At 67.9% G+C, this 22,617-nt stretch carries 26 protein-coding genes; 16 read left to right on the top strand and 10 right to left on the bottom strand.

All coding sequences use genetic code 11. From position 1 onward, the window contains the following. Window positions 1-14: 14 nt before the first annotated feature. Window positions 15-1,271 carry a cytochrome P450 gene (locus AC5Y2S_RS00730; RefSeq protein ID WP_499954294.1) on the top strand — a complete coding sequence of 419 codons (1,257 nt, stop codon included), beginning with the start codon at window positions 15-17 and terminating at the stop codon, window positions 1,269-1,271. Window positions 1,272-1,416: 145 nt separating this feature from the next. Then, window positions 1,417-2,811, top strand: a complete 1,395-nt coding sequence (locus tag AC5Y2S_RS00735; protein ID WP_499953184.1) for an alpha/beta hydrolase — start codon at window positions 1,417-1,419, stop codon at window positions 2,809-2,811. Between the two features lie 24 nt (window positions 2,812-2,835). On the opposite strand, the gene AC5Y2S_RS00740 is transcribed toward AC5Y2S_RS00735, so the two are convergent. From AC5Y2S_RS00740 to AC5Y2S_RS00750, 3 genes are all read right to left on the bottom strand, one after another. Beyond that, entirely contained in the window at window positions 2,836-4,011 is a 1,176-nt protein-coding gene (locus tag AC5Y2S_RS00740; RefSeq protein ID WP_499953186.1) for an acyl-CoA dehydrogenase family protein, read from the bottom strand. After that, entirely contained in the window at window positions 3,995-4,993 is a 999-nt protein-coding gene (locus tag AC5Y2S_RS00745; protein WP_499953187.1) for an acyl-CoA dehydrogenase family protein, read from the bottom strand. The genes AC5Y2S_RS00740 and AC5Y2S_RS00745 overlap by 17 nt, the downstream gene beginning before the upstream one ends. Window positions 4,994-5,089: 96 nt before the next feature. Next, on the bottom strand, window positions 5,090-5,740 hold the full coding sequence (locus AC5Y2S_RS00750) for a nitroreductase family protein (RefSeq protein ID WP_499953188.1): 651 nt from the start codon (window positions 5,738-5,740) through the stop codon (window positions 5,090-5,092). 68 nt (window positions 5,741-5,808) lie between these two features. Between AC5Y2S_RS00750 and AC5Y2S_RS00755 the strand changes: the two genes are divergently transcribed. Further along, complete coding sequence (locus tag AC5Y2S_RS00755; protein ID WP_499953189.1) at window positions 5,809-6,189, top strand: carboxymuconolactone decarboxylase family protein; 381 nt, start codon at window positions 5,809-5,811, stop codon at window positions 6,187-6,189. Window positions 6,190-6,198: 9 nt separating this feature from the next. Next, window positions 6,199-7,101, top strand: coding sequence for an NAD(P)-dependent oxidoreductase (locus AC5Y2S_RS00760; RefSeq protein WP_499953190.1), 903 nt, complete (start codon window positions 6,199-6,201; stop codon window positions 7,099-7,101). A gap of 118 nt (window positions 7,102-7,219) precedes the next feature. Here AC5Y2S_RS00760 and AC5Y2S_RS00765 read toward each other — a convergent pair whose 3' ends face one another. Then, entirely contained in the window at window positions 7,220-7,900 is a 681-nt protein-coding gene (locus tag AC5Y2S_RS00765) for a hypothetical protein (RefSeq protein WP_499953192.1), read from the bottom strand. A 278-nt stretch (window positions 7,901-8,178) separates the two neighbouring features. On the opposite strand from AC5Y2S_RS00765, the gene AC5Y2S_RS00770 reads away from it, so the two are divergent. Genes AC5Y2S_RS00770 through AC5Y2S_RS00785 form a run of 4 tightly spaced genes read left to right on the top strand, consistent with a single transcriptional unit; the run spans window position 8,179 to window position 11,751 of the window. Then, window positions 8,179-9,270: an amidohydrolase family protein gene (locus tag AC5Y2S_RS00770; RefSeq protein ID WP_499953193.1), complete on the top strand. Its 1,092-nt coding sequence runs from the start codon at window positions 8,179-8,181 to the stop codon at window positions 9,268-9,270. A gap of 37 nt (window positions 9,271-9,307) precedes the next feature. Beyond that, a complete protein-coding gene (locus AC5Y2S_RS00775) occupies window positions 9,308-10,453 on the top strand; it encodes an amidohydrolase family protein (protein ID WP_499882866.1) in 1,146 nt (381 codons plus the stop codon). 1 nt (window position 10,454) lies between these two features. Next, window positions 10,455-10,868, top strand: coding sequence for a Rieske (2Fe-2S) protein (locus tag AC5Y2S_RS00780; RefSeq protein WP_499882865.1), 414 nt, complete (start codon window positions 10,455-10,457; stop codon window positions 10,866-10,868). Between the two features lie 16 nt (window positions 10,869-10,884). Continuing rightward, complete coding sequence (locus AC5Y2S_RS00785; protein ID WP_499953194.1) at window positions 10,885-11,751, top strand: alpha/beta fold hydrolase; 867 nt, start codon at window positions 10,885-10,887, stop codon at window positions 11,749-11,751. 5 nt (window positions 11,752-11,756) lie between these two features. Here the strand turns inward: AC5Y2S_RS00785 and AC5Y2S_RS00790 are convergent, their stop codons facing one another. Then, window positions 11,757-12,230, bottom strand: coding sequence for a hypothetical protein (locus AC5Y2S_RS00790; RefSeq protein WP_499953196.1), 474 nt, complete (start codon window positions 12,228-12,230; stop codon window positions 11,757-11,759). A gap of 31 nt (window positions 12,231-12,261) precedes the next feature. On the opposite strand from AC5Y2S_RS00790, the gene AC5Y2S_RS00795 reads away from it, so the two are divergent. From AC5Y2S_RS00795 to AC5Y2S_RS00830, 8 genes are all read left to right on the top strand, one after another. Then, entirely contained in the window at window positions 12,262-13,542 is a 1,281-nt protein-coding gene (locus AC5Y2S_RS00795) for an NADH-ubiquinone oxidoreductase-F iron-sulfur binding region domain-containing protein (protein WP_499953197.1), read from the top strand. 8 nt (window positions 13,543-13,550) lie between these two features. Beyond that, entirely contained in the window at window positions 13,551-13,847 is a 297-nt protein-coding gene (locus tag AC5Y2S_RS00800; RefSeq protein WP_499882861.1) for a ferredoxin, read from the top strand. Window positions 13,848-13,858: 11 nt separating this feature from the next. Further along, window positions 13,859-15,490 carry a thiolase C-terminal domain-containing protein gene (locus tag AC5Y2S_RS00805; RefSeq protein ID WP_499954296.1) on the top strand — a complete coding sequence of 544 codons (1,632 nt, stop codon included), beginning with the start codon at window positions 13,859-13,861 and terminating at the stop codon, window positions 15,488-15,490. A gap of 7 nt (window positions 15,491-15,497) precedes the next feature. Then, window positions 15,498-16,385 (top strand): alpha/beta hydrolase, encoded by an 888-nt coding sequence (locus tag AC5Y2S_RS00810; RefSeq protein WP_499953198.1) that lies wholly within the window; start codon window positions 15,498-15,500, stop codon window positions 16,383-16,385. Further along, window positions 16,382-17,197, top strand: a complete 816-nt coding sequence (locus tag AC5Y2S_RS00815) for an NAD(P)-dependent oxidoreductase (protein WP_499953200.1) — start codon at window positions 16,382-16,384, stop codon at window positions 17,195-17,197. The genes AC5Y2S_RS00810 and AC5Y2S_RS00815 overlap by 4 nt, the downstream gene beginning before the upstream one ends. Beyond that, window positions 17,194-17,994 (top strand): NAD(P)-dependent oxidoreductase, encoded by an 801-nt coding sequence (locus tag AC5Y2S_RS00820; RefSeq protein ID WP_499953201.1) that lies wholly within the window; start codon window positions 17,194-17,196, stop codon window positions 17,992-17,994. The genes AC5Y2S_RS00815 and AC5Y2S_RS00820 overlap by 4 nt, the downstream gene beginning before the upstream one ends. 105 nt (window positions 17,995-18,099) lie before the next feature. Further along, complete coding sequence (locus AC5Y2S_RS00825; protein WP_499953202.1) at window positions 18,100-19,305, top strand: cytochrome P450; 1,206 nt, start codon at window positions 18,100-18,102, stop codon at window positions 19,303-19,305. Between the two features lie 11 nt (window positions 19,306-19,316). Continuing rightward, window positions 19,317-19,517 carry a ferredoxin gene (locus AC5Y2S_RS00830; protein WP_324673871.1) on the top strand — a complete coding sequence of 67 codons (201 nt, stop codon included), beginning with the start codon at window positions 19,317-19,319 and terminating at the stop codon, window positions 19,515-19,517. Here AC5Y2S_RS00830 and AC5Y2S_RS00835 read toward each other — a convergent pair. The 5 genes from AC5Y2S_RS00835 to AC5Y2S_RS00855 all read right to left on the bottom strand — a co-directional run bounded on the left by AC5Y2S_RS00835 (window position 19,514) and on the right by AC5Y2S_RS00855 (window position 22,539). Continuing rightward, window positions 19,514-19,810: a DUF1330 domain-containing protein gene (locus AC5Y2S_RS00835; protein ID WP_499953204.1), complete on the bottom strand. Its 297-nt coding sequence runs from the start codon at window positions 19,808-19,810 to the stop codon at window positions 19,514-19,516. The two genes, AC5Y2S_RS00830 and AC5Y2S_RS00835, sit on opposite strands and share 4 nt — an antisense overlap. Next, window positions 19,803-20,009, bottom strand: coding sequence for a ferredoxin (locus AC5Y2S_RS00840; RefSeq protein ID WP_499903582.1), 207 nt, complete (start codon window positions 20,007-20,009; stop codon window positions 19,803-19,805). Before AC5Y2S_RS00840 ends, AC5Y2S_RS00835 begins: the two co-directional genes overlap by 8 nt. After that, complete coding sequence (locus tag AC5Y2S_RS00845; RefSeq protein ID WP_499954298.1) at window positions 20,006-21,268, bottom strand: cytochrome P450; 1,263 nt, start codon at window positions 21,266-21,268, stop codon at window positions 20,006-20,008. Before AC5Y2S_RS00845 ends, AC5Y2S_RS00840 begins: the two co-directional genes overlap by 4 nt. A gap of 132 nt (window positions 21,269-21,400) precedes the next feature. Beyond that, a complete protein-coding gene (locus tag AC5Y2S_RS00850; RefSeq protein ID WP_499953205.1) occupies window positions 21,401-21,928 on the bottom strand; it encodes a hypothetical protein in 528 nt (175 codons plus the stop codon). Beyond that, entirely contained in the window at window positions 21,925-22,539 is a 615-nt protein-coding gene (locus tag AC5Y2S_RS00855) for a TetR/AcrR family transcriptional regulator (protein WP_499953206.1), read from the bottom strand. Before AC5Y2S_RS00855 ends, AC5Y2S_RS00850 begins: the two co-directional genes overlap by 4 nt. Window positions 22,540-22,617: the final 78 nt, after the last annotated feature.

Here is a 22,617-nt window from a genome sequence, read left to right on the forward strand (position 1 = left end):
ACGTCACCGAGGAGATGCACGCCCGGTGCCCGATGGCGTGGAGCGACACCTACGGCGGGCATTGGGTGGCGGCCGGCAGCCACGAGGTCTTCGAGCTCGCCCGCTGCCCGGCGGTCTCCAACGATCACGACGTGAACAACGAACGCCGTGGCTACAAAGGCATTTCGATCCCGACGGCCAGCCGCATCAACGGCATCCGGGGCGGCATCCTCGAGATGGACAACCCCGAGCACAAAACCTACCGGGCCGTGCTGAACCCCTACCTGTCGCCGGCCGCGGTCAAACGCTGGGAGCCGTTCATCGACGACGTGACGCGCGCCTGCCTCGACGACAAGATCGAGGAAGGCCGCATCGACTTCGTCGACGACCTGGCGAACGTCGTGCCGGCGGTGCTGACGCTGGCGATGATGGGCATCCCGCTGAAGAACTGGCAGATGTACAGCGAGCCGACCCACGCCGCGGTGTACACCCCGGAGCATTCCCCGGACATCCAACGGGTCACCGAGATGCACCGGCAGATGGGGATCGACCTGATCAACAACATGATCGAGATTCGGGAGAATCCGCGGCCCGGCCTGGTCAATGCCCTGCTCGAAATGCGGATCGACGGTGAGCCCGCGCCGGATCTGGAGATCATCGGCAATCTCGGTCTGATCATCGGTGGCGGCTTCGACACCACCACGGCGCTGACCGCCCATTCGCTGGAATGGCTTTCGCAGAATCCCGATCAGCGCGAGCTGCTCAGCACAGAGCGCGAGACGCTGCTCGATGCCGCGACCGAAGAGTTCCTGCGGTACTTCACCCCAGCCCCCGGCGACGGCCGGACCTTCTCCGACGACGTCGAGCTCGACGGCACCACCTTCAAAGAGGGTGAGCGGCTGTGGATTTCGTGGGCGATGGCCAACCGCGACCCCGCGGTGTTCCAGGACCCGGATCAGATCATCCTCGACCGCAAAGGCAACCGGCACTTCAGCTTTGGGCTCGGCGTGCACCGCTGCGCCGGGTCGAACGTGGCGCGCACGGTGTTCAAGTCGATGCTGACCGCGGTGCTCGACAGGATGCCCGACTACGCGTGCGACCCCGAGGGGACCGTCCACTACGAGACCATCGGCGTCATCCAGGGGATGCGGAAACTGCCGGCCACCTTCACCCCGGGCCGCAGGGTCGGCGCCGGCCTGGACGAGACGCTGGAAAAACTGCAACGCGTCTGCGACGAGCAAGAGCTGGCCCGGCCGATCACCGAGCGCAAGGACGCCGCCGTCATAGACTAGGTGGGCCTGACGCCGTTCCCTCTCGCGAGCAGACTCCCAGCGTTGGGGCCGCGGGCTCCAAGAATTCGTAGAGGCTTCGTAGAGGCCGACATTTGATCCTTCTCTCACAAGCGCCGATCACTGGCCGCCGGGAGGAGGAATGACGATGCAGCTCCTGAGTAACCACATCTCGTTGATGCACGGCTGGCTGCCGATCACGGTGGATGCCGCCACGGCGGTCGCGCTGGGGCTGGCCGTCGGGCGGCGGTCGCGCCGTTGGCTCCTGGTGTGGCTGCCGCTGGCCACCGTCGTGGGCGGCGTGGCGGCCGCCGGGGCGTACTGGTACGTCGGCGGTGTCGCGACCGACCCGGCGCCGGGCGCGCTGTATGTGTGGATCGCGCTTGCCGGGACGGCCGCGGCCGTCCTGATCCTGGGCTGGCGCGGTGCGCGCTGGTGGCGGCGTGTCGTATCGCTCGTGTGCCTGCCGCTTTGTGCGCTCTGCTCGCTGCTGGTGCTGAACCAGTGGATCGGGTACGTGCAGACGGTGCAGAGCGCGTGGGACCAGTTCACCTCGGCGCCGCTGCCCGGCCAGACCGACAAGGCCACCGTCACCGCGATGGCGGCGAGCGGCACCAAGCCGTCGCGCGGCCGCGTGGTGCCGGTGCAGATCCCCTCCGACGCTTCGCACTTCAAGCACCGCGAGGAATTGGTGTACCTGCCGCCGGCATGGTTCGCGAGCTCTCCGCCGCCACAGCTGCCGACGGTGATGATGATCGGCGGCATGATCAACACCCCCGCCGACTGGGTTCGCGCCGGCAACGCGGTGGACACCATCGACGCCTTCGCGGCCGCGCACGACGGCAACGCGCCGGTGCTGGTGTTCGTCGACCCGGGCGGCGCGTTCGACAACGACACCGAATGCGTCAACGGAAGCCGCGGCAACGCGGCCGACCACCTCACCAACGACGTCGTGCCGTACATGGTCGCGAATTTCGGGGTCAGCCCCGACCCGTCGCGCTGGGGCGTCGTGGGCTTCTCGATGGGCGGGACCTGCGCGGTGGATCTGACCGTCATGCACCCCACGCTGTTCAGCACCTTCGTCGACATCGAGGGCGACCTGACCCCCAACACGGGAAGCAAGGCGCAGACCATCGCCAGCTTGTTCGGCGGAAATGCCGACGCGTGGGCGGCCTTCGACCCGACCAGGGTGATCGGCCGCCACGGCCGCTACAACGGGGTGTCCGGTTGGTTCGCCATCACGTCGGGCGGGGCTCCGGCGCCGCATCGAGACACCACCGTTGTCGACAGCACCGCGATGGCCGTCGCCGGCCGCAGCGCCTCGACCGACCCGGGCAACCAGGCCGCCGCCTCCCTGTGCGCCCTCGGCCGGGCGAACGGGATCGACTGCGCCGTGGTCGCCCAGCCGGGGCGGCACGACTGGCCGACCGCCGGCACCGTCTTCGCCACCGCGTTGCCATGGCTGGCCGGCCAGCTGGGCACCCCGGACGTGCCCCGGATTCCGTTGCCCGGCACGGCGCACCCGACGCCCGGCCGAGCGTGAAGCTGGCACACTCGACGGACAAGCCTAGCCGCGGGGCAGGCCGAGCACTCGCTGCGCGATGATGTTGCGCTGGATCTCCGAGGTGCCGCCGGCGATGGTGCCGGAAAAGCTTCGGGCATAACGCTCGAACCAGCTGGCGAAATAGTGGTCCAGGTTCATGTGCGCGTACGGGCCGGTCTGCCCGGGGTGGATCAGCCCGTCGGATCCCGCGGACGTCAGCGCGAGCTCCATGCCGCGCAGCTCCGCCTCGGACCCGAGCAGCTTGAGCACCGAGATCGCGGCCACGTCGTCTTCGCCGCGCGAGGCGCGCGCCAGCGCGACCGAACCCAACAGGCGCAGCGCCTGCTTGTCCATGATCGTGCTGGCGTACTGGTCGCGCTCGACTTCGGTGCTCGGGCGAAAGTCGTCGATCATGTTGTCGAGCCGGTCGGCGAAACCCAGCCACATCATCGTGCGTTCGTGCCCCAGCGACCCGTTGGCCACCCGCCAGCCCTGGTCGAGCTCCCCCACCAGGTTCTCCGCGGGCACCCGCACATCGGTGAAGAACACCTCGTTGAAATCCAGATCGTCGGCACCGCAGATCGACGGGAACGGCCGGCGCACCAGACCCGGGGTGTCGGTGGGGATGATCAGCACGCTGATTCCCTTGTGCTTGGGCGCATCTGGATTGGTGCGCACGAACGTCAGCAAGACGTCGGCGTCATGGGCGCCCGAGGTCCACACCTTCTGCCCGTTGACCACGAAGTGGTCGCCGTCGAGCACCGCGCGGGTGCGCAGCGACGCCAGGTCGGAGCCCGCGCTGGGTTCGCTCATCCCCAGCGAGGCGGTGATCTCCGCGCGCAGGATCGGCACCGCCCAGCGCCGCTTCTGTTCGTCGCTGCCGAACGACAACAACGACGCCCCAACGATATTCACGCCCTGCGGGTTGAAGCTGTGATAGATCCGGCGACGGCTGAGTTCCTCCAGGTAGACGAACTGCTGAATGACCGTCGCGTTGCGACCGCCGAATTCCGGTGGCTGGCTCGGCAGCAGCCAGCCGTTGTCGAAAAGCAGCCGCTGCCAACGGCGCGCCCACTGCGGCATGTGCGACACTGAGCGCGGGCGCTCGAGCGTTTCGCTTGCGTCGGGCAGGTTTTCGTCGAGAAACGCCGCGAACTCCGCCCGGAACGCCTCGACGTCGGGATCAAAAGTCAGCTGCACGGTATTCCTCTGCGATCCGCGCGCGGTGTTGCGCGGCGCCGCCGAGCATCAGCTCACCCGCCTTGGCCCGCTTCAGCGCGAACTGCAGGTCGTTCTCCCAGGTGAAGCCCATCGCCCCGAAAAGCTGTAAGCCGTGCCGGAATACGAGCGACTGGCACTCCCCCGCCGAGGCCTTGGCCATCGCGGCCGCCAGCCGGCGCCGGGGGTCGTCGGCGGCGATGGTCAGCGCGGCGAAGTAGGCCAGCGCCCGTGCGCGTTCCACCGCGATGTGCATGTCGGCGGCCTTGTGCTGGACGGCCTGGAACGAGCCGATCGGCACACCGAATTGCTGCCGGCTGCGGACGTGGTCGAGGACCAGGTCGAGGATGCGTTGGCACGCGCCCACCATGGTGATCGCCATGCCCGTCAGCGCGACGTGCTCGGCGCGTTCCGCGTCGACGGCCAGCCGGGCGCTGTCGGGCACCCGGACTTCACCGAAAGACAGGTCGGCGACATGCAGGACCGGGTCGAACACCGCGGAGCGGCGGGCCGACACCTGGTTGGCCGCGACGACGAACACCCCGGCGTCGGTCACCACCGCCAACCGGTCGACGCGATCGCCGTCGAGGACGTGCCGTGCCGTGCCGTCCAGCACCCACCCGTCGGCGTCCCGGTGTGCGCACACCCCGCCGTACACGGCGGTTCCGGCCTCGTGCGGGTCGAACCGGTCCGCGACCAGCGGTGCGAATTGGCTCATCGTCGCGAGGAACGGGGTGGGATCGGTCGCGCGCCCCAGCTCCTCGAGCACGATGGCCAGTTCCACGGCGCTCTCGGAGTCGTTCAGCTCCGTCCAGCCCTGGTCCACGTAGGACTTCCAGAGCGGGCTCGGGTCGACGCCGTCCTCGGCCACGCTGCGCACCAGCGACGGCGGGCACTGCTTGGCGACGGCGTCGCGAACGGTCTGCTGCCACAGCCGCTGATCAGCATCGAACTCCAACAGCATCCGGGCCGCCTCCTGTCGTCACCGCTTTCGCGAGAATAGCATTCTCCATCTCGGAAGTAATAATCTCGGAAAGCGGCTACGAGGTGTCCGAACGCCCTAGCCGGCACCCAGCAGCCGGTCGGCCGGCTCGTCCCAGCGATCGAGGTTCACGAACTCCGAAAGCGGGCGGCGGCGCAGCGTCCCGTGCTTGCCTTTGGGCCACCCGACCACGACGTGGCCGGCGACCAACCAGTCCTCGGGAATGCCGATGGCTTCGCGCAGCGGCTGCTCGCCACCGTACGAAGCCCAGCTGGTGAGGCACGCCCCCAAACCTTGGGCGCGCGCGGCCAGCAGGAAGTTCTGCATGGCGGGGAAGATCGAGCCGCCCAGCAGCAGGTCGGACGCGGTCGGATAGTGCTGTTGGGCGAAGAGGACCGACGTGAATTCCCCCGCGCGATCGTGCAACTCGTACGTGGCGCGGTACGTGCGGGCACGGCGGCTGGTGTCGTCGTCGGCGGGCCGGCTCATCCCGTAGACGGGTTCGATCACTTCCAGGGCGTGGGCGGCCGCCTTGGCCACGACGGCCCGCTGCTCGGGCGAGCGCAGCACGACGAACCGCCAGCCCTGCGCGTTGGCGCCCGACGGGGCCCACCTCGCGGCCTCGAGGCAGCGCACCAGCGTCGCATCGTCGACCGGATCGTCGGTGAATCGCCGGATCGTCCGGGCGGTCGCCATGACTTCCCAGACGTCGTTGCTTGCACCCGTCATTGCGTCTCCTCGGGGCTGGGCTGCTACACAAGGTCTATCAGGAGCACGTCGCGTTAAGGAGAAGACCAGTGGATGGCGAAACGTACCAGCGCGGACTTGAGATCCGCTCTGCCGTGCTCGGCGAGGCGTATGTCAACCAAGCGTTGGCCGGCGCGGATGACTTCACCAAGCCGCTGCAGGACCTCATCACCGAGTATTGCTGGGGCGCGGTCTGGGGACGAGAAGGACTGGCCCTAAAGACCCGCAGCATGCTCAACCTGGCCATGATTTCGGTTTTGAACCGCCCCAACGAATTACGGACACACGTCAAGGCGGCGCTGACGAACGGCGTGACGCGCGACGAGATTCGCGAGATCCTTCTGCAGGTCGCCATCTACGCCGGCGTGCCGGCCGCCGTCGACAGCTTTCGCATCGCGCGGGAGGCGTTCGCCGAAGTGGACGAGGGCTAGGGGTTCCCGATGGAGGTCGGGTTCATCGGGCTGGGGAACATGGGCTTTCCCATGGCGCATCGCCTGATCCAACAAGACCACGACGTCGTCGCCTTCGACACCAACGGCGCGGCGCTCGAGCGCCTCGTCGCCGCCGGGGCGTCCGCCGCGTCGTCGTCGAAAGAGGTCGCCGATCGGGTCGAGACGGTCATGGCCAGCCTCCCGATGCCGGCCGCGTCGGTCGAGGTGGCCACCGGTGCGGCGGGCGTGATCGAGGGTTCGCGCGTCAAACGCTATGTCGACTTCTCGACCGTCGGTAGCCGAACGGCCGTGCGCGTGCACGATCTGCTGGCGCAGCGGAACATCGTCGCGATCGACTGCCCGGTCAGCGGCGGCGTCGGCGGAGCCGAACGGGGCTCGCTCGCGCTCATGGTTTCCGGGCCGCGCGACGAATTCGACGCCATCCGAACAGCTCTCGAGGCGATCGGGCGTCCGTTCTACATCGGGGAGAAACCCGGCTCGGCGCAAACGATGAAGCTCGCCAACAACATCTTGGCGGCCAACGTTTTGGCCGCGACGGCGGAGGTCGTCGTGATGGGCGTGAAGGCCGGTCTCGACCCGGGCGTGATGATCGAGGTGCTTAACGCGGGTTCGGGTGCGACGAGCGCGAGCCGCGACAAGTTTCCCCGCGCCATCCTCCCGCGCACCTTCGACTACGGCTTCGCCACCGGGCTGATGGTCAAAGACGTGCGACTGTATCTCGACGAGGTGAAGGCGCTCGGCGCACCGGCCGACGTCGCCGAAACGGTGGGCCGGCTCTGGGAGGCCGCCGCGATCGAGGAAGGCCCGGATTCCGATTTCACGTCGGTGATCAAACCGTTCGAGCGGGCCGCCGGCGTCACTGTGGGCCCGGTGAGACCGCCGTCACGCTAATCGCGTTGAGTGTGCACTAACGGCTTTGATTGTGTACCAGCGGAGGGAATTCGGCGATTTTTCCTCCCAGGATTCACACGCCAGGCCCACAGTTCACACACGACGCCCGAAGGCCCGGCTAGGGCTTGAATCCACTTGGCGATCGCTGAATTTGGCGCTCCGGCCGGCGAGGCGGCCAGCCGAAAAGCCAGGCCGCCACGAGGAAGCACAGGGCGCCGAAGAACGTGCCGACGTTGGCCCACACCAGGCTGACGTCGGCCCCCGTGCGCAATACCAGCGCGCCCACGGCCGAGGCGAGAAACAGCACGGACCCCGCGAAGTTGAGGAAGGCGATGCGCTGCGAGGCGCTGGCAGCGTGGGAGTGCCGCCGGGCCCGGACCTCGGGAACGATCGCGATGGCCGAGGACACCAGGAAGGCAACGGAGCCGACCATGTCGGGCACCCACACGTCGACGTCGATGAGCTCCGGGCGCGCGCCGATCGTTACCGCGGCGTCCACCGTGTTGATGTTGAACAGCACCGTGCCCACCAACTGGATGGCCGCGGCCAGCCAATCGGTGGTGCGCGCCCGCAACGGCAGCGAGTGTCGCTCGGCCTCGGGCAGCTCGCGGCGGGCGAGGCCCAGCTGAAGGGTCGCGGCGGCGGTGAAGAACACCGCACCGATCGCGTAGGTCACGGCCGAGAGCAGCGGCGGCAAAGCGCGTAGCAGCGAAAGAAGGACACCGAGCGCGAACAGTGCCGCGCCGATCACGAACAGCAGGCCGGTCCAGCGCTCCATGGACGCGTGCGCGGCCCTCACCCGGCGATCACGCGACGGATCGTACCGCCCGCGCGAGGCCCGCTTCGGCACTTGGCATGCGCCGGTCGGGCTCGGCCACCAAGAGGGAGAATGCTATTATCCTTATTCAAGAACGCTACTTACCAGAATGATCGGGAAATCAGTGGCTACCAGGGCCGATGATTAACCGAAATGCTTACCGGAAACACCGTTGATTGGCGACCGACGAGAATGTTAGTTTATCTATCAGATGCCCTCATCGGGCTCACATTGGCTTCCCGAGCCGAGGGACGGCTTACGTGATCGAACACGCTGACGGAACCCGCACGCCGGTGATCGACGCGAGCGTGCACATCTTCTTCCCGTCCAACAAGGACCTGCGCTCGTTCCTGCGCGAGCCCTTCAAGAGCCGCGGTTTCCCCGACTATGAGATGGACTGGTACGGCGCGCCGGGCGGCGACTATGCGCCGAACACCGAGGGGCCCGACCGCGAGTACCCGGGTTCGGATCCGGAATTCGTTGCCAACGAACTGTTTTCGAAGCGCGGCGTGGACATCGCGATCCTGCACCCGATGGGACGCGGCATCATGCCCGACCGTCACCTGGGCACCGCGCTGCACGCCGCCCACAACGAGATGATGGTGTCGCGCTGGCTGGACTCCGCCGGGTTCGGCGAACGCTTCCGCGGCACGATCCGGGTCAACCCCGACGACATCGCCGGCGCCCTGCGCGAGATCGAAAAGTGGCGTGACCACCCGCGCGTCGTCCAGATCGGTGTCCCGCTGCAATCCCGCGAGCTGTACGGCAAACCCCAGTTCTGGCCGCTCTGGGAGGCCGCCGCCGACGCGGGGCTGCCGGTCGCCGTGCACATCGAAACGGGCGAGGGCATCGGCTTTCCCCCGACGCCGTCCGGGCACACCCTGACCTACGAGCAGTACGTCAGCTTCATGGCGCTGAACTACCTCTATCACCTGATGAACATGATCGCCGAGGGCGTTTTCGAGCGCCTGCCGCACCTGAAGTTCGTCTGGGCCGACGGCGCCGCGGACTTCCTCACGCCGTTCATCTGGCGGATGGACACCTTCGGCCGGCCCCACCTGGAGCAGACGCCGTGGGCCCCGCGGATCCCCAGCGACTACATCCCCGGCCACGTGTATTTCGTGCAGGGCAGCCTCGACGGGCCGCCCGACAGCGACTTCGCGGGCGAGTGGTTCGGCTTCACCGGCAAGGAAGACATGGTGATGTTCGGCTCCAGCTACCCGCACTGGCAGAACAACGACGTCCGCGGGCTGCCGGCATCGCTGTCCGCCGAACAGCGCGACAAGCTGTGCTGGCGCAACGCGGCCAACCTGTACGGAATCGACATTTCTGTCGACCTGGCAGCCAGCTAGTCGCAGAATAAGGACAAGGGAGACTGAGGAGACAGAGATGACGCTGACTCACATCCACGAACGGGTTCCCGCCGCCGAGCGCATAGCCGTCCGGTGCGTCGACTCCGACATCCACCCGGTGCCCCGGCGCGGCGAGCTGACCCAGTACATCCCGGAGCCGTGGCGCAGCAAGTTCTTCCTCGACCACAAGGTCGGCGAGCTCATCTACTACGACGCCCCGGACTACGCGCACACCTTCGCGATGCGCGCCGACACCTTCCCCCCCGACGGCGAGTTCGCCTGCAGCGACCCGGACATGGCGTTCCGGCAGTTGATCATGCAAGCGGGCTCCGACATCGCGATCCTGGAGCCGGGCGGGCGCACGCCGCGTCTGGCCGAGGCGCACCAGGCGTTCTCGACCGCCCTCAATCACTGGCAGGCGAACCACTGGCTCGACAGCCACAACAACTGGCACGAGCGCTGGCGCGGTTCGATCTGCGCCGCGATCGAGGACCCCGACGGGGCCGCCCGCGAGATCGAGACGTGGGCCGGCCACCCGTACATGGCGCAGATCCTGATCAAGGCCGAGCCGCGGCCGTCTTGGGGCCACCCGAAGTACAACCCGATCTGGGAGGCCGCGACCAAGCACGACATCACGGTGAGCTGCCACCTGTCGCGCAGCAACTACGAGATGCTGCCGACGCCGCCGGTCGGCCTGCCCAGCTACAACCACGACTTCATGGTGACCTACTCGCTGCTGGCCGCGAACCAGGTGATGAGCCTGATCTTCGACGGCGTCTTCGACCGGTTCCCGACGCTGCGCATCGTGTTCGTCGAGCACGCGTTTTCCTGGATCCTGCCGCTGATGTGGCGGATGGACGCGCTCTACGAGGCCCGCAAGTCGCGGGTGGACATCAAGCGCAAGCCGTCGGAGTACGTCAAGGAACACATAAAGTTCACCACCCAGCCGCTGGACTACCCGGAAGACAAGACCGAGTTGACCCGCGCCCTGGAATGGATGGAGTGCGACAAGATCCTGCTGTTCTCCTCGGACTACCCGCACTGGACGTTCGACGACCCCCGCTGGTTGGTCAAGCACCTGCCCAAGGCGGCCCGCGACGCGGTGATGTTCAAGAACGGGATTGCGACGTACCACCTCCCGGAGACCGTGCCGGTCCTCGAGGGCCAGACCCGGGTGTACTGAGTTGGCGTCTGAACAAGAAGGGGCAACCACCAGGCCGCCCCAGCCCCGCCTCGCGCAGGGCCGCGAGCACGTCGTGGCGACCGTGGACGAAATCCCGCCCGGCAGCCACAAACTGGTGCCGATAGGGCGGCACGGCGTCGGCGTCTACAACGTCAACGGCTCCTTCTATGCCATCGCGAACTACTGCCCGCACCAGGGCGGTCCGCTGTGCTCGGGACGCGCCCGCGGACGCACCATCGTCGACGAGACCGCCGCCGGCGACGCGGTCATGGTGCGCGACCTGGAGTTCATCTACTGCCCCTGGCACCAATGGGGTTTCGAGCTGGCGACCGGAACCACCGCGGTCAAGCCGGAGTGGAGCATCCGCACCTATCCGGTGCGAGTCGTCGGCAACGACGTTCTGGTGATGGCGTGACGCGACGGGAGCATCTGTGTCGACATTCGAGGTGAATGGCGGAAACGTTGTCTACGAAATCCTCGGTGACACAGGTGATCTCATTGCCCTGACGCCGGGCGGTCGGTTCAGCAAGGAGATTGAGGGCCTGCGTCCACTGGCCGATGCGTTGGCCGCCGGGGGCTATCGGGTGCTGCTGTGGGACCGGCCCAACTGCGGCGCCTCCGACGTGCAGTTCTACGGCCAAAGCGAGTCACACATGCGGGCCGAGACGCTGCACAAGCTGGTGACAGGTCTGGGCTTCGAGCGCTGCATCCTCGCCGGGGGATCCGGCGGCGCAAGGGATTCCATGCTGACGACGATGCTCTACCCCGAGATGGTCACCAAACTCGTGGTGTGGAACATCGTCGGCGGCATCTACGGCAGTTTCGTGCTGGGCTCCTTCTACATCATCCCGAGCATCCTCGCGGTGCGCGGCACCGGAATGGACGGCGTGGTGAAGGTGCAGGAATGGCGCGAGCGCATCGAGCAAAACCCCGCCAACAAGCAGCGGTTCCTCGACTTCGACTCCGACGAGTTTCTCAAGGTCATGCTGCGCTGGCTCAACGCGTTCGTCTCCAAGCCGGGGCAGACGATTCCGGGTGTCGAGGACGAGATGTTCGACCGAATCAAGGTCCCCACGTTGATCATTCGCGGCGGCGAGAACGACATGGACCACCCCAAACGGACGTCGCTGGAGGTCAGCTGCCTGATCAAGGGCTCCAAGCTGATCGACCCGCCCTGGCCGGAGGACGCCTGGGAGCGGGCGTCCGAGGACCGCGCGGCGGGCAGGGTGTCGCACTTCAACATGTTCGACACCTGGGTGCAGGCCGCCCCCGCGATCCTCGAATTCTTGGGCTCCTGATGCGTTTACCCGGTGCGAATGTGAACCTCGCAGTTGAGCGACGCCTCGAGGGCCGTGTGAATGCGGCTTTCCGGAACGCGATCCAGGTCGGCCTCGCGCAGGGTCACGTAGACGATGTCGAAGCCCTCGTCGCCGGGGGTCCGGACGACCTCGCCGACGAGCCCGAACGCGGACAGCACGCCGTGCGCGTCGTCGTCGGTTCCCCGGCTGATGAACGTGACCACGCCGGCCACCGACGCGGTACCAAACGCTTTGGTGCACAGCTCAACTCCGACGTGCTTGACGGCGTCGGCGTCGTCGCCGGCGACGAGCACCTCCACCTCGCGGCGGCCGACCGGCATGGCCGACAGATTGTTCTCGACCACTTCCAAGCCCCGCTCGCCGGCAAGCTCGAGGAGTGCGGTCATGCCCTGTCCTAGCTGTGCCGCCGTGAGCACACCGGCAGGGTCGACGTTGACGCGCACTACCGCGGTTCGCATGTGCGCCAGACTAACGATGGGGAGTTAGTCGATGGATATCACCGTCACCTCATGGCCAGGCTGTCCGGCACGGCTGCTGGGCGATCCGCCCGCGCCCACGAGAGAAAACCACGCGGCCTACCTCGAACTGGGCGGCTATCGTCCGCTCGCCGACCCCGACGGTCTGCTCGGCAAAGTCGAACGCAGCGGGCTGCAGGGCCGGGGCGGCGCGGCCTTTCCGATGGCGGTGAAGCTGCGCGCGGTGCGTGACAACGGGCGCGCCGCGCGCGGCTCGGTCGTCGTCGCCAACGGCGAGGAGGGCGAACCCGCCTCGATCAAGGATCGGTGGCTGCTGCGGCACCGGCCGCATCTGGTCCTCGACGGGCTGCGGCTGGCCGCGGCGATGGTGGCCGCCGACCGTGCCTATGTCTACCTTTCGGACGCGGAGTCGGCCCGCAGCGTGGAGGCCGCGCTCGCGGAGCACACAGTCGGCGACCTCGCGATCGAGGTGATCAACGTCGCACCGGGATACATCGCCGGGGAGGAGACCGCGGTCACCCGCGCGATCAACGGCGGGCCGGTCAAGCCAACGGACAAGCCGCCGCGGCCATTTCAGAGGGGCGTCGGCGGGCTGCCCACGCTGGTGAGCAACGTGGAGACCCTGGCCAACCTGCCGTACCTGCAGCGGCACGGCTCCGGGGAGTTCCGCTCGCTGGGCACCCCGTCCTCCCCCGGCACCTTCCTGGTGACGCTGACCGGCGGCGGCCGGCCGCCGGGCCTCTACGAGGTCCCGCACGGCCTGCCGTTCGCCGATCTGCTTGCCCTGCACGGCATTTCGCCGGATCGCGTGCAAGGCGCGCTGCTGGGCGGCTATTTCGCCGGGCTGCTCAACCGCGGCGTGCTGGACACCACGTTGGACCACGAGACGTTCCGTGGCCTCGGCAGCGGACTGGGCTGTGGTGCGATCGCGGTGATCGCCGACGACTGCCCGGTGGCGGTCGCCGCGTCCGTGCTGGCCTACTTCGATCGCGAAAACGCCGGCCAATGCGGTTCGTGCTTCAACGGCACCGCCGCGATGGCCGCCGCCGCCGGGGCGCTCCGCGATGGCGTCGCCACCCCCGAGGACCTCGACCGGCTGCGCCACTGGTCGGTGACGCTGCGCGGGCGCGGAGCCTGCGCCACGCTGGACGCCGCGACCAACGTGGCCGCCAGTATGCTCGACCAGTTTCCGCGGGCGGTGGCGCAGCATCTCGACAACGCCTGTGAACCGTGCCGCGCCAACGTGTTCAGCGCCGGGCGCCCCTACGAGGTGGAGGCGGTGAGCTACGCGTGAGCGGGGGCATGAGAATCCATCTGGACCGCACCCTCTGCGACGGCTTCGGCATTTGCGCCAAGCACGCGCCCGAATATTTCTCCCTCGACGACTGGGGTTATGCGTGCCTGATCGGGGACGGCACGGTGCCCGAGGCCGACCGGGACGCGGTCATGCGCGCCCTGATGGACTGCCCCGTGCACGCCATCATGGAAATGGACGAACGCCGGCCGGATGACGTGCCGCCGCAACCGAGCACCGACGAGGACCCGGCCGCGCACGTCAAGACCGAGGCGAACGAAGCCGAGTGGGGTTTCACGCGTTGACCGGTCGCCCGCTGCCGCTGATCACACAGGACAACGAGTTCTTCTGGACGTCGGGCGCCGACGGCTCCCTGCGGCTGCAGGAATGCAAGACCTGCGACTCGCTGATCCATCCGCCGGCGCCGGTGTGCCGCTACTGCCGATCCCGGGACATCGGTGTGCGGGCCGTCTCCGGCCGGGCGACGCTCGCCGGGTTCACCGTCAACCATCGGTTCAGCCTGCCCGGCATGCCGGCCCCGTACGTCGTCGCCCAGGTGGCCATCGCCGAGGACCCGCGCGTGCGGCTGACGACCAATATCGTTGAATGCGAACCGGATCGGCTCGAGCTCGGTCAGCAGGTGGAGGTCGTCTTCGAGCAGGTCGAGGACGTGTGGTTTCCGCTGTTCCGGCCGGTTCCGGACGCCGAACCCGCTCCCCTGCCGTCCGACGAGATCGCGCCGGAGCGGTTCGGCGAACGCGTGCAACCCATGCTGACGGCGGAGAAGTTCGAGGACAAGGTCGCGCTCACCGGGATCGGCATGTCGCCGATCGGGCGCCGCCTGATGCAGCCGCCGCTGGCTTTAACCGTGCAGGCGTGCGAAGCGGCCATCGCCGATGCCGGGCTGACGTATGCCGACATCGACGGCCTGTCCACCTACCCCGGCGCGTTGACGGTCGCTGGCATGGGAGAGGGCGGCGTCACCGCCTTGGAGGCCGCGCTGGGCATCCGGCCGACATGGCACAACGGCGCGATGGAGACGTTCGGTCCGGGCGGCTCGGTGATCGCCGCGATGCTCGCCGTCGCCTGCGGGCTCGCGCGTCACGTGCTGTGCTTCCGGACCCTGTGGGAAGCCACCCACGGCGAGCTGATGAAGCAGGGCAAGATCGCGCCCTCGATGGGCCGGATGTCGGGCTGGCAGATGCCATTCGGCGCGACCTCGGCCGCACACACGCTGGCGATGAACGCGCAGCGGCACTTCCACCGTTACGGCACCACGAAAGAGACGCTGGGCTGGATCGCCCTGAACCAGCGCGCCAACGCCGAACTCAACCCGACGGCCATCTACCGGACCCCGATGACCATGGACGACTATCTGAACGCGCGACCCATCACCACACCGTTCGGTCTCTACGACTGCGACGTGCCGTGCGACGCCGCGATCGCCGTCATTGTCTCCGCCGTCGACGCCGCCCGCGATCTGGCCAAGCCGCCCGTCATGGTGGAGGCGGTCGGCACGCAGATCATCGAGCGAATCGACTGGGACCAAAGCACTCTCACCCACGAGCCGCAGGTGCTGGGTCAGGCCGCGCACGTGTGGACCCGCACCTCGCTGCGACCCGCCGACGTCGACGTCGCCGAGCTGTACGACGGGTTCACCATGAACTGCCTGTCCTGGATCGAGGCGCTGGGATTCTGCGGGATCGGCGAGGCCAAGGAATTCCTCGACGGCGGCAAGAACATCGCCCGCGACGGGCTGCTGCCGCTCAACACGCACGGCGGCCAGCTGTCGCACGGCCGCACCCACGGCATGGGCCTGCTGCACGAGGCGATCAGCCAGCTGCGTGGCGAGGCCGGGGACCGGCAGGTCGCCGACGCCCGCGTCGGCGTGGTCAGCAGCGGCGGCCTCACCCCCAGCGGGGTTCTCCTACTGCGGACCCCGGAATGAGGCGAGCATGAGCGCGCCGCGTCCCCGTCTGGTGATCGTCGACGGCGTGCCCATGTCGGCGATCGTCTGTGAAGCGGAGCAGCCCAAGGCCGTGATCGTCGCGATCCACGGTGGCGGCACCACCGCGCTGTATTTCGACTGCCCTGGCCACCCGTCATATTCGCTGTTGCGAACGGGCGCCGAGGCCGGGTTCACCGTGGTGGCGCTCGACCGGCCCGGCTATGGCAGCTCCGCGCCTTATCCCGACGCGATGGTCCGGGGCGAGCAGCGCGTCAACCTGGCGTACGGGGCGATCGACCGCATCCTCGGGGAACGACCAAGCGGCGCAGGATTGTTCGTGTGGGGCCATTCGGGCGGGTGCGAGCTGACGATGCGGATGGCCGCCGACGAGCGCGGTGCCGAGCTGCTCGGCATCGAACTGGCCGGCACCGGTCGGCACTACCACCCCGCGGCCAAGGAAATACTGAAGACCGCCACCCGCGAACGCCGCCCGCCGGGCATGCGCGACCTGCTGTGGAGCCCGGCGGAGCTGTACCCGCCCGAGGTCCTCGGCGGCGCAACGGTTTCCCCCTCGGCACCGGCCTACGAGGATCAGATGGTGTCGGACTGGGCCCGGCAAACCTTTCCGGAGCTCGCCCCAGCCGTTCGCGTTCCCGTGCACTTCAGCATCGCCGAGCACGAGAAGGTCTGGCAGGCCGATGATGCGGCGGTGGCCCAGATCAGTGCGCTGTTCTCCGGGGCACCGCGGTTCAACGTGCATAGACAACCGCGAGCCGGGCACAACATCAGCTTGGGCCACACCGCCCCCGAGTATCACGCGAAAGTCCTTGCGTTCGTGGAGGAATGCGCGGCCGGTGGTTCACCCGAAGAAGAATCCGACTTGGAGGCGGGATGAAGGTCGGATTCATCGGGCTGGGCAGTCAGGGCGGCCCCATGGCGCGCCGGATCGTCGAGGGCGGCTACGCGACCACGCTGTGGGCGCGCCGGCCCGCGTCGCTGGAACCGTTCGCCGACACCCCGGCCGAGATCGCCGCGACGCCGGCCGAGCTGGCCGCGGCGAGCGATCTCGTCTGCCTCTGCGTCGTCGGCGACGCCGACATCGAGGAACTCGCCGGCGGTGAGGATGGGCTGCTGGCGGCGATGAAACCCGGCGGTATCATCGCGATACACAGCACGGTGCATCCGGACACCTGTCGCGAGCTCGCGAAAATTGCTGAATCTCATGGTGTTTCGGTCATCGACGCGCCGGTGAGCGGCGGTGGCGGGGCGGCGGCGGAAGGCCGCCTGCTGGTGATGGTCGGCGGCGACACCGAGGTCATCGAGCGCTGCCGCCCGGTCTTCGAAACCTACGCCGACCCCGTTGTTCACCTCGGCGACCTGGGATCCGGGCAAACCACCAAGCTGCTCAACAACCTGCTGTTCACCGCCAACCTCGGCACGGCGGCCGCCACCCTGTCGCTGGCCAACGAGCTCGGCGTCGCCCCGGACCGACTCGTCGAAGTCGTCTCGCGCGGCAGCGCAAACAGCTTCGCGCTCAACGCCCTTGGCGGGGTCGGCGGCCTGGACCGGCTGGCCCCGCTGGCGGGGACGCTGCTGCAGAAGGACGTCCGGTTGATCGTCGAACTCGCCGAGCGGGCCGCGGCCGCCGGGGGCGCCGTGCTCGACGCCGCCGACGCCACCCTGTCCCTGATGGGGCACCCCCGGTGAAGGTCGGCTTCATCGGCGCGGGCCGGATGGGGCGCCCCATGGTGGTCCGGCTCATCGATGCCGGCCACGACGTCCGGGCGCTGGCGCGCACGGACGAACAGGCCCGCGATCTCGCGTGGCTCGGCGCCGACGCCGTGGGCGACGCGGGCGAGCTCGGTTTGTGGGCCGACGTCGTGGTCGTCTGCGTGTTCACCGACGAACAGGTGCGCCAGGTCTGCCTGGACGGAGCCCTGCTACGAACGATGCGGCCGGGTTCCACGCTGGTGGTGCACACCACCGCAAGCCCGAAGACGATCGAGGCCATCGCCGCCCGCGCCGGTGACATCGGGGTGCTCGACGCCCCGGTCAGCGGCGGCCCGCAGGACGTCGCCGCCGGCGGGCTGACCCTCTTCGTCGGCGGCGCCGCCGACACCGTGGACCGGGCGCGAACGGTGCTGGGCTGCTACGGCGACCCCGTCCTGCACGTCGGGCCGATCGGCGCGGGCCAGAAGGTGAAGCTGGTCAACAACGCGCTGTTCGCCGGCCATATCGGGCTGCTCGCGGAGGCCGTCCGGCTGGGCGAGAGCCTGGGCGTCCTGCAATCGACGCTGCTGGCTGCCCTGCCCCACGGCAGCGCCACCAGCCGGGTGCTGGACATCGTCGCCGCCCGGGGCTCCGTCAGTTCGTTCGTCGAGGTAGCGGGCGAATTCGTCGCCAAGGACGTGGCGGTGGTGCGTGGCATCGCCGCGGAACTGGGCGGCGACCTGGGAGCCCTGGACCAGGTCATCAATGCCGTCGAGGTCGGCGGGAAGGTCTGACATGGTGGTGTTTTGGTCTTTTCGCCGCGTCACGAAACCGCTACCGTTAGCGTTACAGTGAGGCAATCCGCTGTAACGGTTCAGCCCGCCGATGAGGAGCATGCAGTGACCAAGCCCAAGGTCGTCTTCGATCCGTTCTCCGAGGAGTTCTTCAACAATCCGTTCGACATCTATCGACGGATGCGCGAGGACGCGCCGCTGTACTACGACGAAAAAGAGGACTTCTACGCGCTGACCCGCCACGAAGACGTCGCGGCCGCATTCAAGGATTTCGAGACGTATTCCTCGGCGCGCGGCTGCGACCTGGCGATGGTGCGGAAAGGGATCTCCCCCGAGCAGAAGTCGATCATCTTCATGGACCCGCCGGAGCACCGCCACATGCGCAGCCTGCTCAACAAGGCGTTCACCCCGCGGGCCATTCAGTCGCAGGTCGACACCATCACCGAGGTGATCGAGAAGTACCTGGGCGCCGCGGACCCCGACAACTTCGACGTCGTGCAGGACTTCTCCGGACCGTTCCCGGTGGAAGTCATCACCCGGATGGCCGGCGTTCCAGAGGAATACCGCCAACAGGTGCGCCACTGGATCGACACCAGCCTGCATCACGAACCCGGGCAGATCGAGATCAGCGAAGCCGGGATGCAGGCGAACATCGATACCGCGATGTACTACTTCGGCCTCATCCAGGAGCGGCGCGCCGAGCCGCAGGACGACATGATCAGCCGGCTGATCGCGGCCGAGATCCCCGGCGAGGACGGTCAGCCCCGCAAGCTCGACGACATCGAGATCACCGGCTTCGCGACCCTTTTGGGCGGCGCGGGCGCCGAGACCGTCACCAAGCTGCTCGGCAACGCCGCGGTGATCTTCGCCAATCACCCCGACCAGTGGCAGAAGCTTCAGAACGACCGCAGCAAGATTCCCGGAGCGGTCGAAGAGCTACTGCGCTACGAGGGGCCGGTCCAATACAACGTCCGCTACACCCTCAAGGAGGCGCACGTCAGCAGCGGCGTGATCCCGGCGGGCAAGCCCGTGTTCCTTTGCGGCGCAGCCGCGAACCGCGACCCGGAGGCCTTCACCGAGGCCGACACCTTCGACATCGAGCGCGACCAGACCGAGGCGCAACATCTCGGTCTCGGATACGGAATCCACAGCTGCCTTGGTGCGGCACTGGCCCGACTGGAAAGCAGGCTCGCGCTGGAGCGGCTCCTCGACTTCATGCCTCGCTACGAGGTGGACTGGGCCGGGTGCAAACGGGTGAACATGCAGAACGTCGCCGGGTGGAAGAATGTACCCGTGAAGATCCTTCGGTAAGGGGAATCCCAATGACGAAGAAAATCGAAGTCGACTGGGGGCTTTGCGAAAGCAACGGCGTCTGCATGGGCATCAATCCCGAGGTCTTCCACCTCGGCGACGACGACATGCTGACCGTGTTGCAGGAGGAAGTCACCCCGGAGATCGAATCGGACGTGCGCGAGGCCGTCCGTCAATGCCCCCGGCAGGCGATCTCGATCGTGGAAGGCTAGCCGAACCCGGCGACGATGACCGCGTTGCAGGCGGCCGCCGATTGGCGCAGTTTCGCGGCCTTTTGGTAGGCCTCGGACTCGTACCACGCGCGGGCCGCGTCCACCGACTCGAATTCCAGCACGACGGTCTGGTCGCCGTGCCAGGTGCCCTCGACGACCTTGGGAGCGGTGTCCACCGCCAAAACGTTGACCCCACCCATCGCCTCCCCCGCGACCCTGCCGTAGGCCTTCATCCCCTCCGGATCCTTGATTGCCTCGGTCAGGATGACGTACCCTTTGGGCCCCTTAGCCACTCGAATCCCCCTGCGTCTCGCTGATCGCCTGCTCGGGGCAGCAGTCGATGGCCTCTCGGGTGGCGGCCTCGAATTCCGTTGGGACCTCGGATGTTATCGACTCCGCGTAACCGTCGTCGGTCAGGTTGAACACCTCGGGACACAGCGTGACGCACACGCCGTGACCGCGACAGCGCTGGTCGTCGACCGAGACCCTCATGCCGGCGTGAACTCCAGGTGCAGTTCGGTCAGGCCGCGCAGGATGTAGGTCGGAACGTATTGGTAGCGGCGATCATTCGCCGGGCCGTGCACGCTCTCGTCGATCCTGATGTCGGATGTCCGGTCGAGCAGCCGCTCGATCGCCACCCGGGTCTCGGCGCGCGCCAGCGGCGCGCCGGGGCAGCTGTGGATCCCCCGCCCGAACGAGATGTGCTGGCGGGCGTTCTTGCGGGCCGGATCGAATGTCGTCGGGTCCTCGAACCGGCGCGGATCGCGGTTGGCGGCCGCCTGCACGATCATCACGGTGGTGCCCGCCGGCAGGTCGACGCCGCCGACGTTGACGCGCACCCGGTTCAGCCGGAAGTCTCCCTTGACCGGGCTTTCGTGGCGAAGCGACTCTTCGATGAAGTTGGGGATCAGGCTGCGGTCCCTGCGCAGCTGCGCCTGGATGTCGGGGCGCTCCCCGATTGTCTGCAGCGCGGCGCCGAGCAGCCGCACGGTGGTCTCTTGGCCCGCCGAGAAGACGTTGCTGGCGACGCGGGCAACGTCTTCGACGTCGGGAATCGAGCCGTCGGGGAAGGTGGCGGTCGCGAGGCCGGTCAGCACGTCGTCGCGGGGCTCGCGACGACGGTCGCGGACGTAGTCGGAGAACAGGCCGTAAAGAAATTCCAGTGGACTGTGCGCCAGCGACTCCTTGCCGGTGCCCCCGACGCCGCCACCCGCATGCTCGGCGATGCCCTTGACGAACTTGTCGCGGTCCTCCATCGGCACACCCAGCAGGTCGGCGATCACCAGCAGCGTGAACGGGCCGGCGAAGCCCTTGATCCAGTCGCCGCGGCCGGGTGCCAGGAAATCGTCGAGCGCCTGGTCGGCGAGCGCCCACATCGCGTCCTCGTTCTCCTTGAGGCGCTTCGGGGTGATCAGCCGCATCAGCAGCGAGCGGTGGTTGGTGTGGGTCGGCGGATCCAGCGTGGGCAACTGGTCGCTGAACGGCAGCTCGTCGCGGTGCTGCTCGATCAGCTCGGTGATATCGGTGTCGCCGAGGCCATCCAGGGGCACGGGGAAGCCGGGAAACGGGCCGGTCACCGACGTGCAGGAGGACCAGGTCTCGGCGTCGTTCAGCACGGCGCAGGCTTCTTCCCAGCCGGTCACCATGGTTACGCCGTGGTGGGGTTCCCTAGCGACCGGGCACTGCTGCCGCAGCGCCTCGTAGTACGGGTACGGGTCCGCGATGAGCTCTTTGCCGCGGAAGAAGTCCATCTTGGTGAAGTCGTTCACCGTGTTGCTCCGTTCGAATCTCAGCAGTGAGAATGAGCCTCTCAGAGATGAGTATTACATTTCCACACGGTCCGGGCGTCGTCAAACGACGGCTGCCGGGTTTGGAAGCGGTGACTAGCCGGCCGGGACAAGGTCGGCGGCCACCGAGGGCCACGCCAGCAGCCCGCTGCGGAACGTTTCGAGGCAGCCGATCGAGCCATGCGGCACGCCGTCGCCGTTCAACGCCGCCGCGAGCGCCTGGCCCTTGAAGATCTTCGCCGCCATGCTCAGCCGGTGTTGTACCAGGCCAACGCTGTCGTCCAGCTCGGCCGGCCAGCTCTCACCCCACAGCGTGACCTCGGTGACGCCGTGGTCGAGGGCCTGCAGCACGCCTTGGCGCACCCGGGGGTCGCATCCGAACAGGTCCGCCGCGGCCGCCAGCGCCTGGGGGTGCGGCCGCGATTCCACCGCGGCCAGCGCGTCCTCGAGATCGAGCGTGCGGGCGCCGATGATCTGCAGCGGCCGGAGGTCGGGGCAGTCGGCCAGGTCGGTCAGCAGCACGGTCACGTCCCAGCCCGCCATCGAGCGGTCGAAGAGCCAGCCGCCGGCGTACCGCACCACGTCGGCGACGCTGCTGGCGACGACGTCGAGGCGGTACCTCATGTCTTGCCGTTCGTCGTCGGCGGCGCGAATTCCCGGGCCAGCGCCTCCGCGTACTCCTTGAACGCGTCGGTCAGCGGTATCGAAGGGTCGAGCAACCATATTGTTTCCATTCCGTGGACGAAGGCGAGGATTTCGACTGCCTTGACGGCCGGGTCTATGTCGGTGCGATACCGGCCGTCGGCCTGACCCCGCCGGATGAGTCCGGCGACGATGTCGATGGCTTGACGCTGCCGGGACAGCATGCGGTCGTGCAGCGGGGCCCCGGGATCGATGTTTTCGATCAGCAGCACGGTGAACGTGCCGACCATGTCGGGTGCCCGCGTGAAGCGGTCGGCGACCCGCGCGATCTCAACCATCAGATCGCCGGACCGGTCGGCGTGGGAGTCGTCATCGGCGTCACGGGCGTCGAGCACCGCGTGCAGCAGCTGCTCCTTGGATTCGAAGTGGTGCAGCAGGCCCGCGGGGGTGACGCCGGCGTCGCCCGCGATCTGGGCGAGCGTGGTGTTGCGCCAGCCATTGCGCGTGAGCAGGCGTTGTGCGACGTCGAGAATCCGCTGCTTGCGGTCCTCACCTTTGGCGAGAAGCGTGTCGTATCGCCGCGCGACAGGCACCGGGCTCCCTCTGGACTAGCGGGTTCAAGAACCTACTGAACACACAGTAGGTTGGTTTGCCGGCTGTGACAAGCGTCG

The sequence above is a fragment of the Mycobacterium sp. NGS69 genome, from assembly GCF_059812165.1.

Excerpts from the sequence above, each read along its gene's own strand:
- AC5Y2S_RS00730 (WP_499954294.1), top strand. The coding sequence starts at position 15 with ATGCACGCCCGGTGCCCGATGGCGTGGAGCGACACCTACGGCGGGCAT.
- AC5Y2S_RS00735 (WP_499953184.1), top strand. The coding sequence starts at position 1,417 with ATGCAGCTCCTGAGTAACCACATCTCGTTGATGCACGGCTGGCTGCCG.
- AC5Y2S_RS00745 (WP_499953187.1), bottom strand. The coding sequence starts at position 4,993 with ATGCTGTTGGAGTTCGATGCTGATCAGCGGCTGTGGCAGCAGACCGTT.
- AC5Y2S_RS00750 (WP_499953188.1), bottom strand. The coding sequence starts at position 5,740 with ATGACGGGTGCAAGCAACGACGTCTGGGAAGTCATGGCGACCGCCCGG.
- AC5Y2S_RS00760 (WP_499953190.1), top strand. The coding sequence starts at position 6,199 with ATGGAGGTCGGGTTCATCGGGCTGGGGAACATGGGCTTTCCCATGGCG.
- AC5Y2S_RS00775 (WP_499882866.1), top strand. The coding sequence starts at position 9,308 with ATGACGCTGACTCACATCCACGAACGGGTTCCCGCCGCCGAGCGCATA.
- AC5Y2S_RS00790 (WP_499953196.1), bottom strand. The coding sequence starts at position 12,230 with ATGCGAACCGCGGTAGTGCGCGTCAACGTCGACCCTGCCGGTGTGCTC.
- AC5Y2S_RS00795 (WP_499953197.1), top strand. The coding sequence starts at position 12,262 with ATGGATATCACCGTCACCTCATGGCCAGGCTGTCCGGCACGGCTGCTG.
- AC5Y2S_RS00800 (WP_499882861.1), top strand. The coding sequence starts at position 13,551 with ATGAGAATCCATCTGGACCGCACCCTCTGCGACGGCTTCGGCATTTGC.
- AC5Y2S_RS00810 (WP_499953198.1), top strand. The coding sequence starts at position 15,498 with ATGAGCGCGCCGCGTCCCCGTCTGGTGATCGTCGACGGCGTGCCCATG.
- AC5Y2S_RS00815 (WP_499953200.1), top strand. The coding sequence starts at position 16,382 with ATGAAGGTCGGATTCATCGGGCTGGGCAGTCAGGGCGGCCCCATGGCG.
- AC5Y2S_RS00830 (WP_324673871.1), top strand. The coding sequence starts at position 19,317 with ATGACGAAGAAAATCGAAGTCGACTGGGGGCTTTGCGAAAGCAACGGC.
- AC5Y2S_RS00840 (WP_499903582.1), bottom strand. The coding sequence starts at position 20,009 with ATGAGGGTCTCGGTCGACGACCAGCGCTGTCGCGGTCACGGCGTGTGC.
- AC5Y2S_RS00845 (WP_499954298.1), bottom strand. The coding sequence starts at position 21,268 with ATGGACTTCTTCCGCGGCAAAGAGCTCATCGCGGACCCGTACCCGTAC.
- AC5Y2S_RS00850 (WP_499953205.1), bottom strand. The coding sequence starts at position 21,928 with ATGAGGTACCGCCTCGACGTCGTCGCCAGCAGCGTCGCCGACGTGGTG.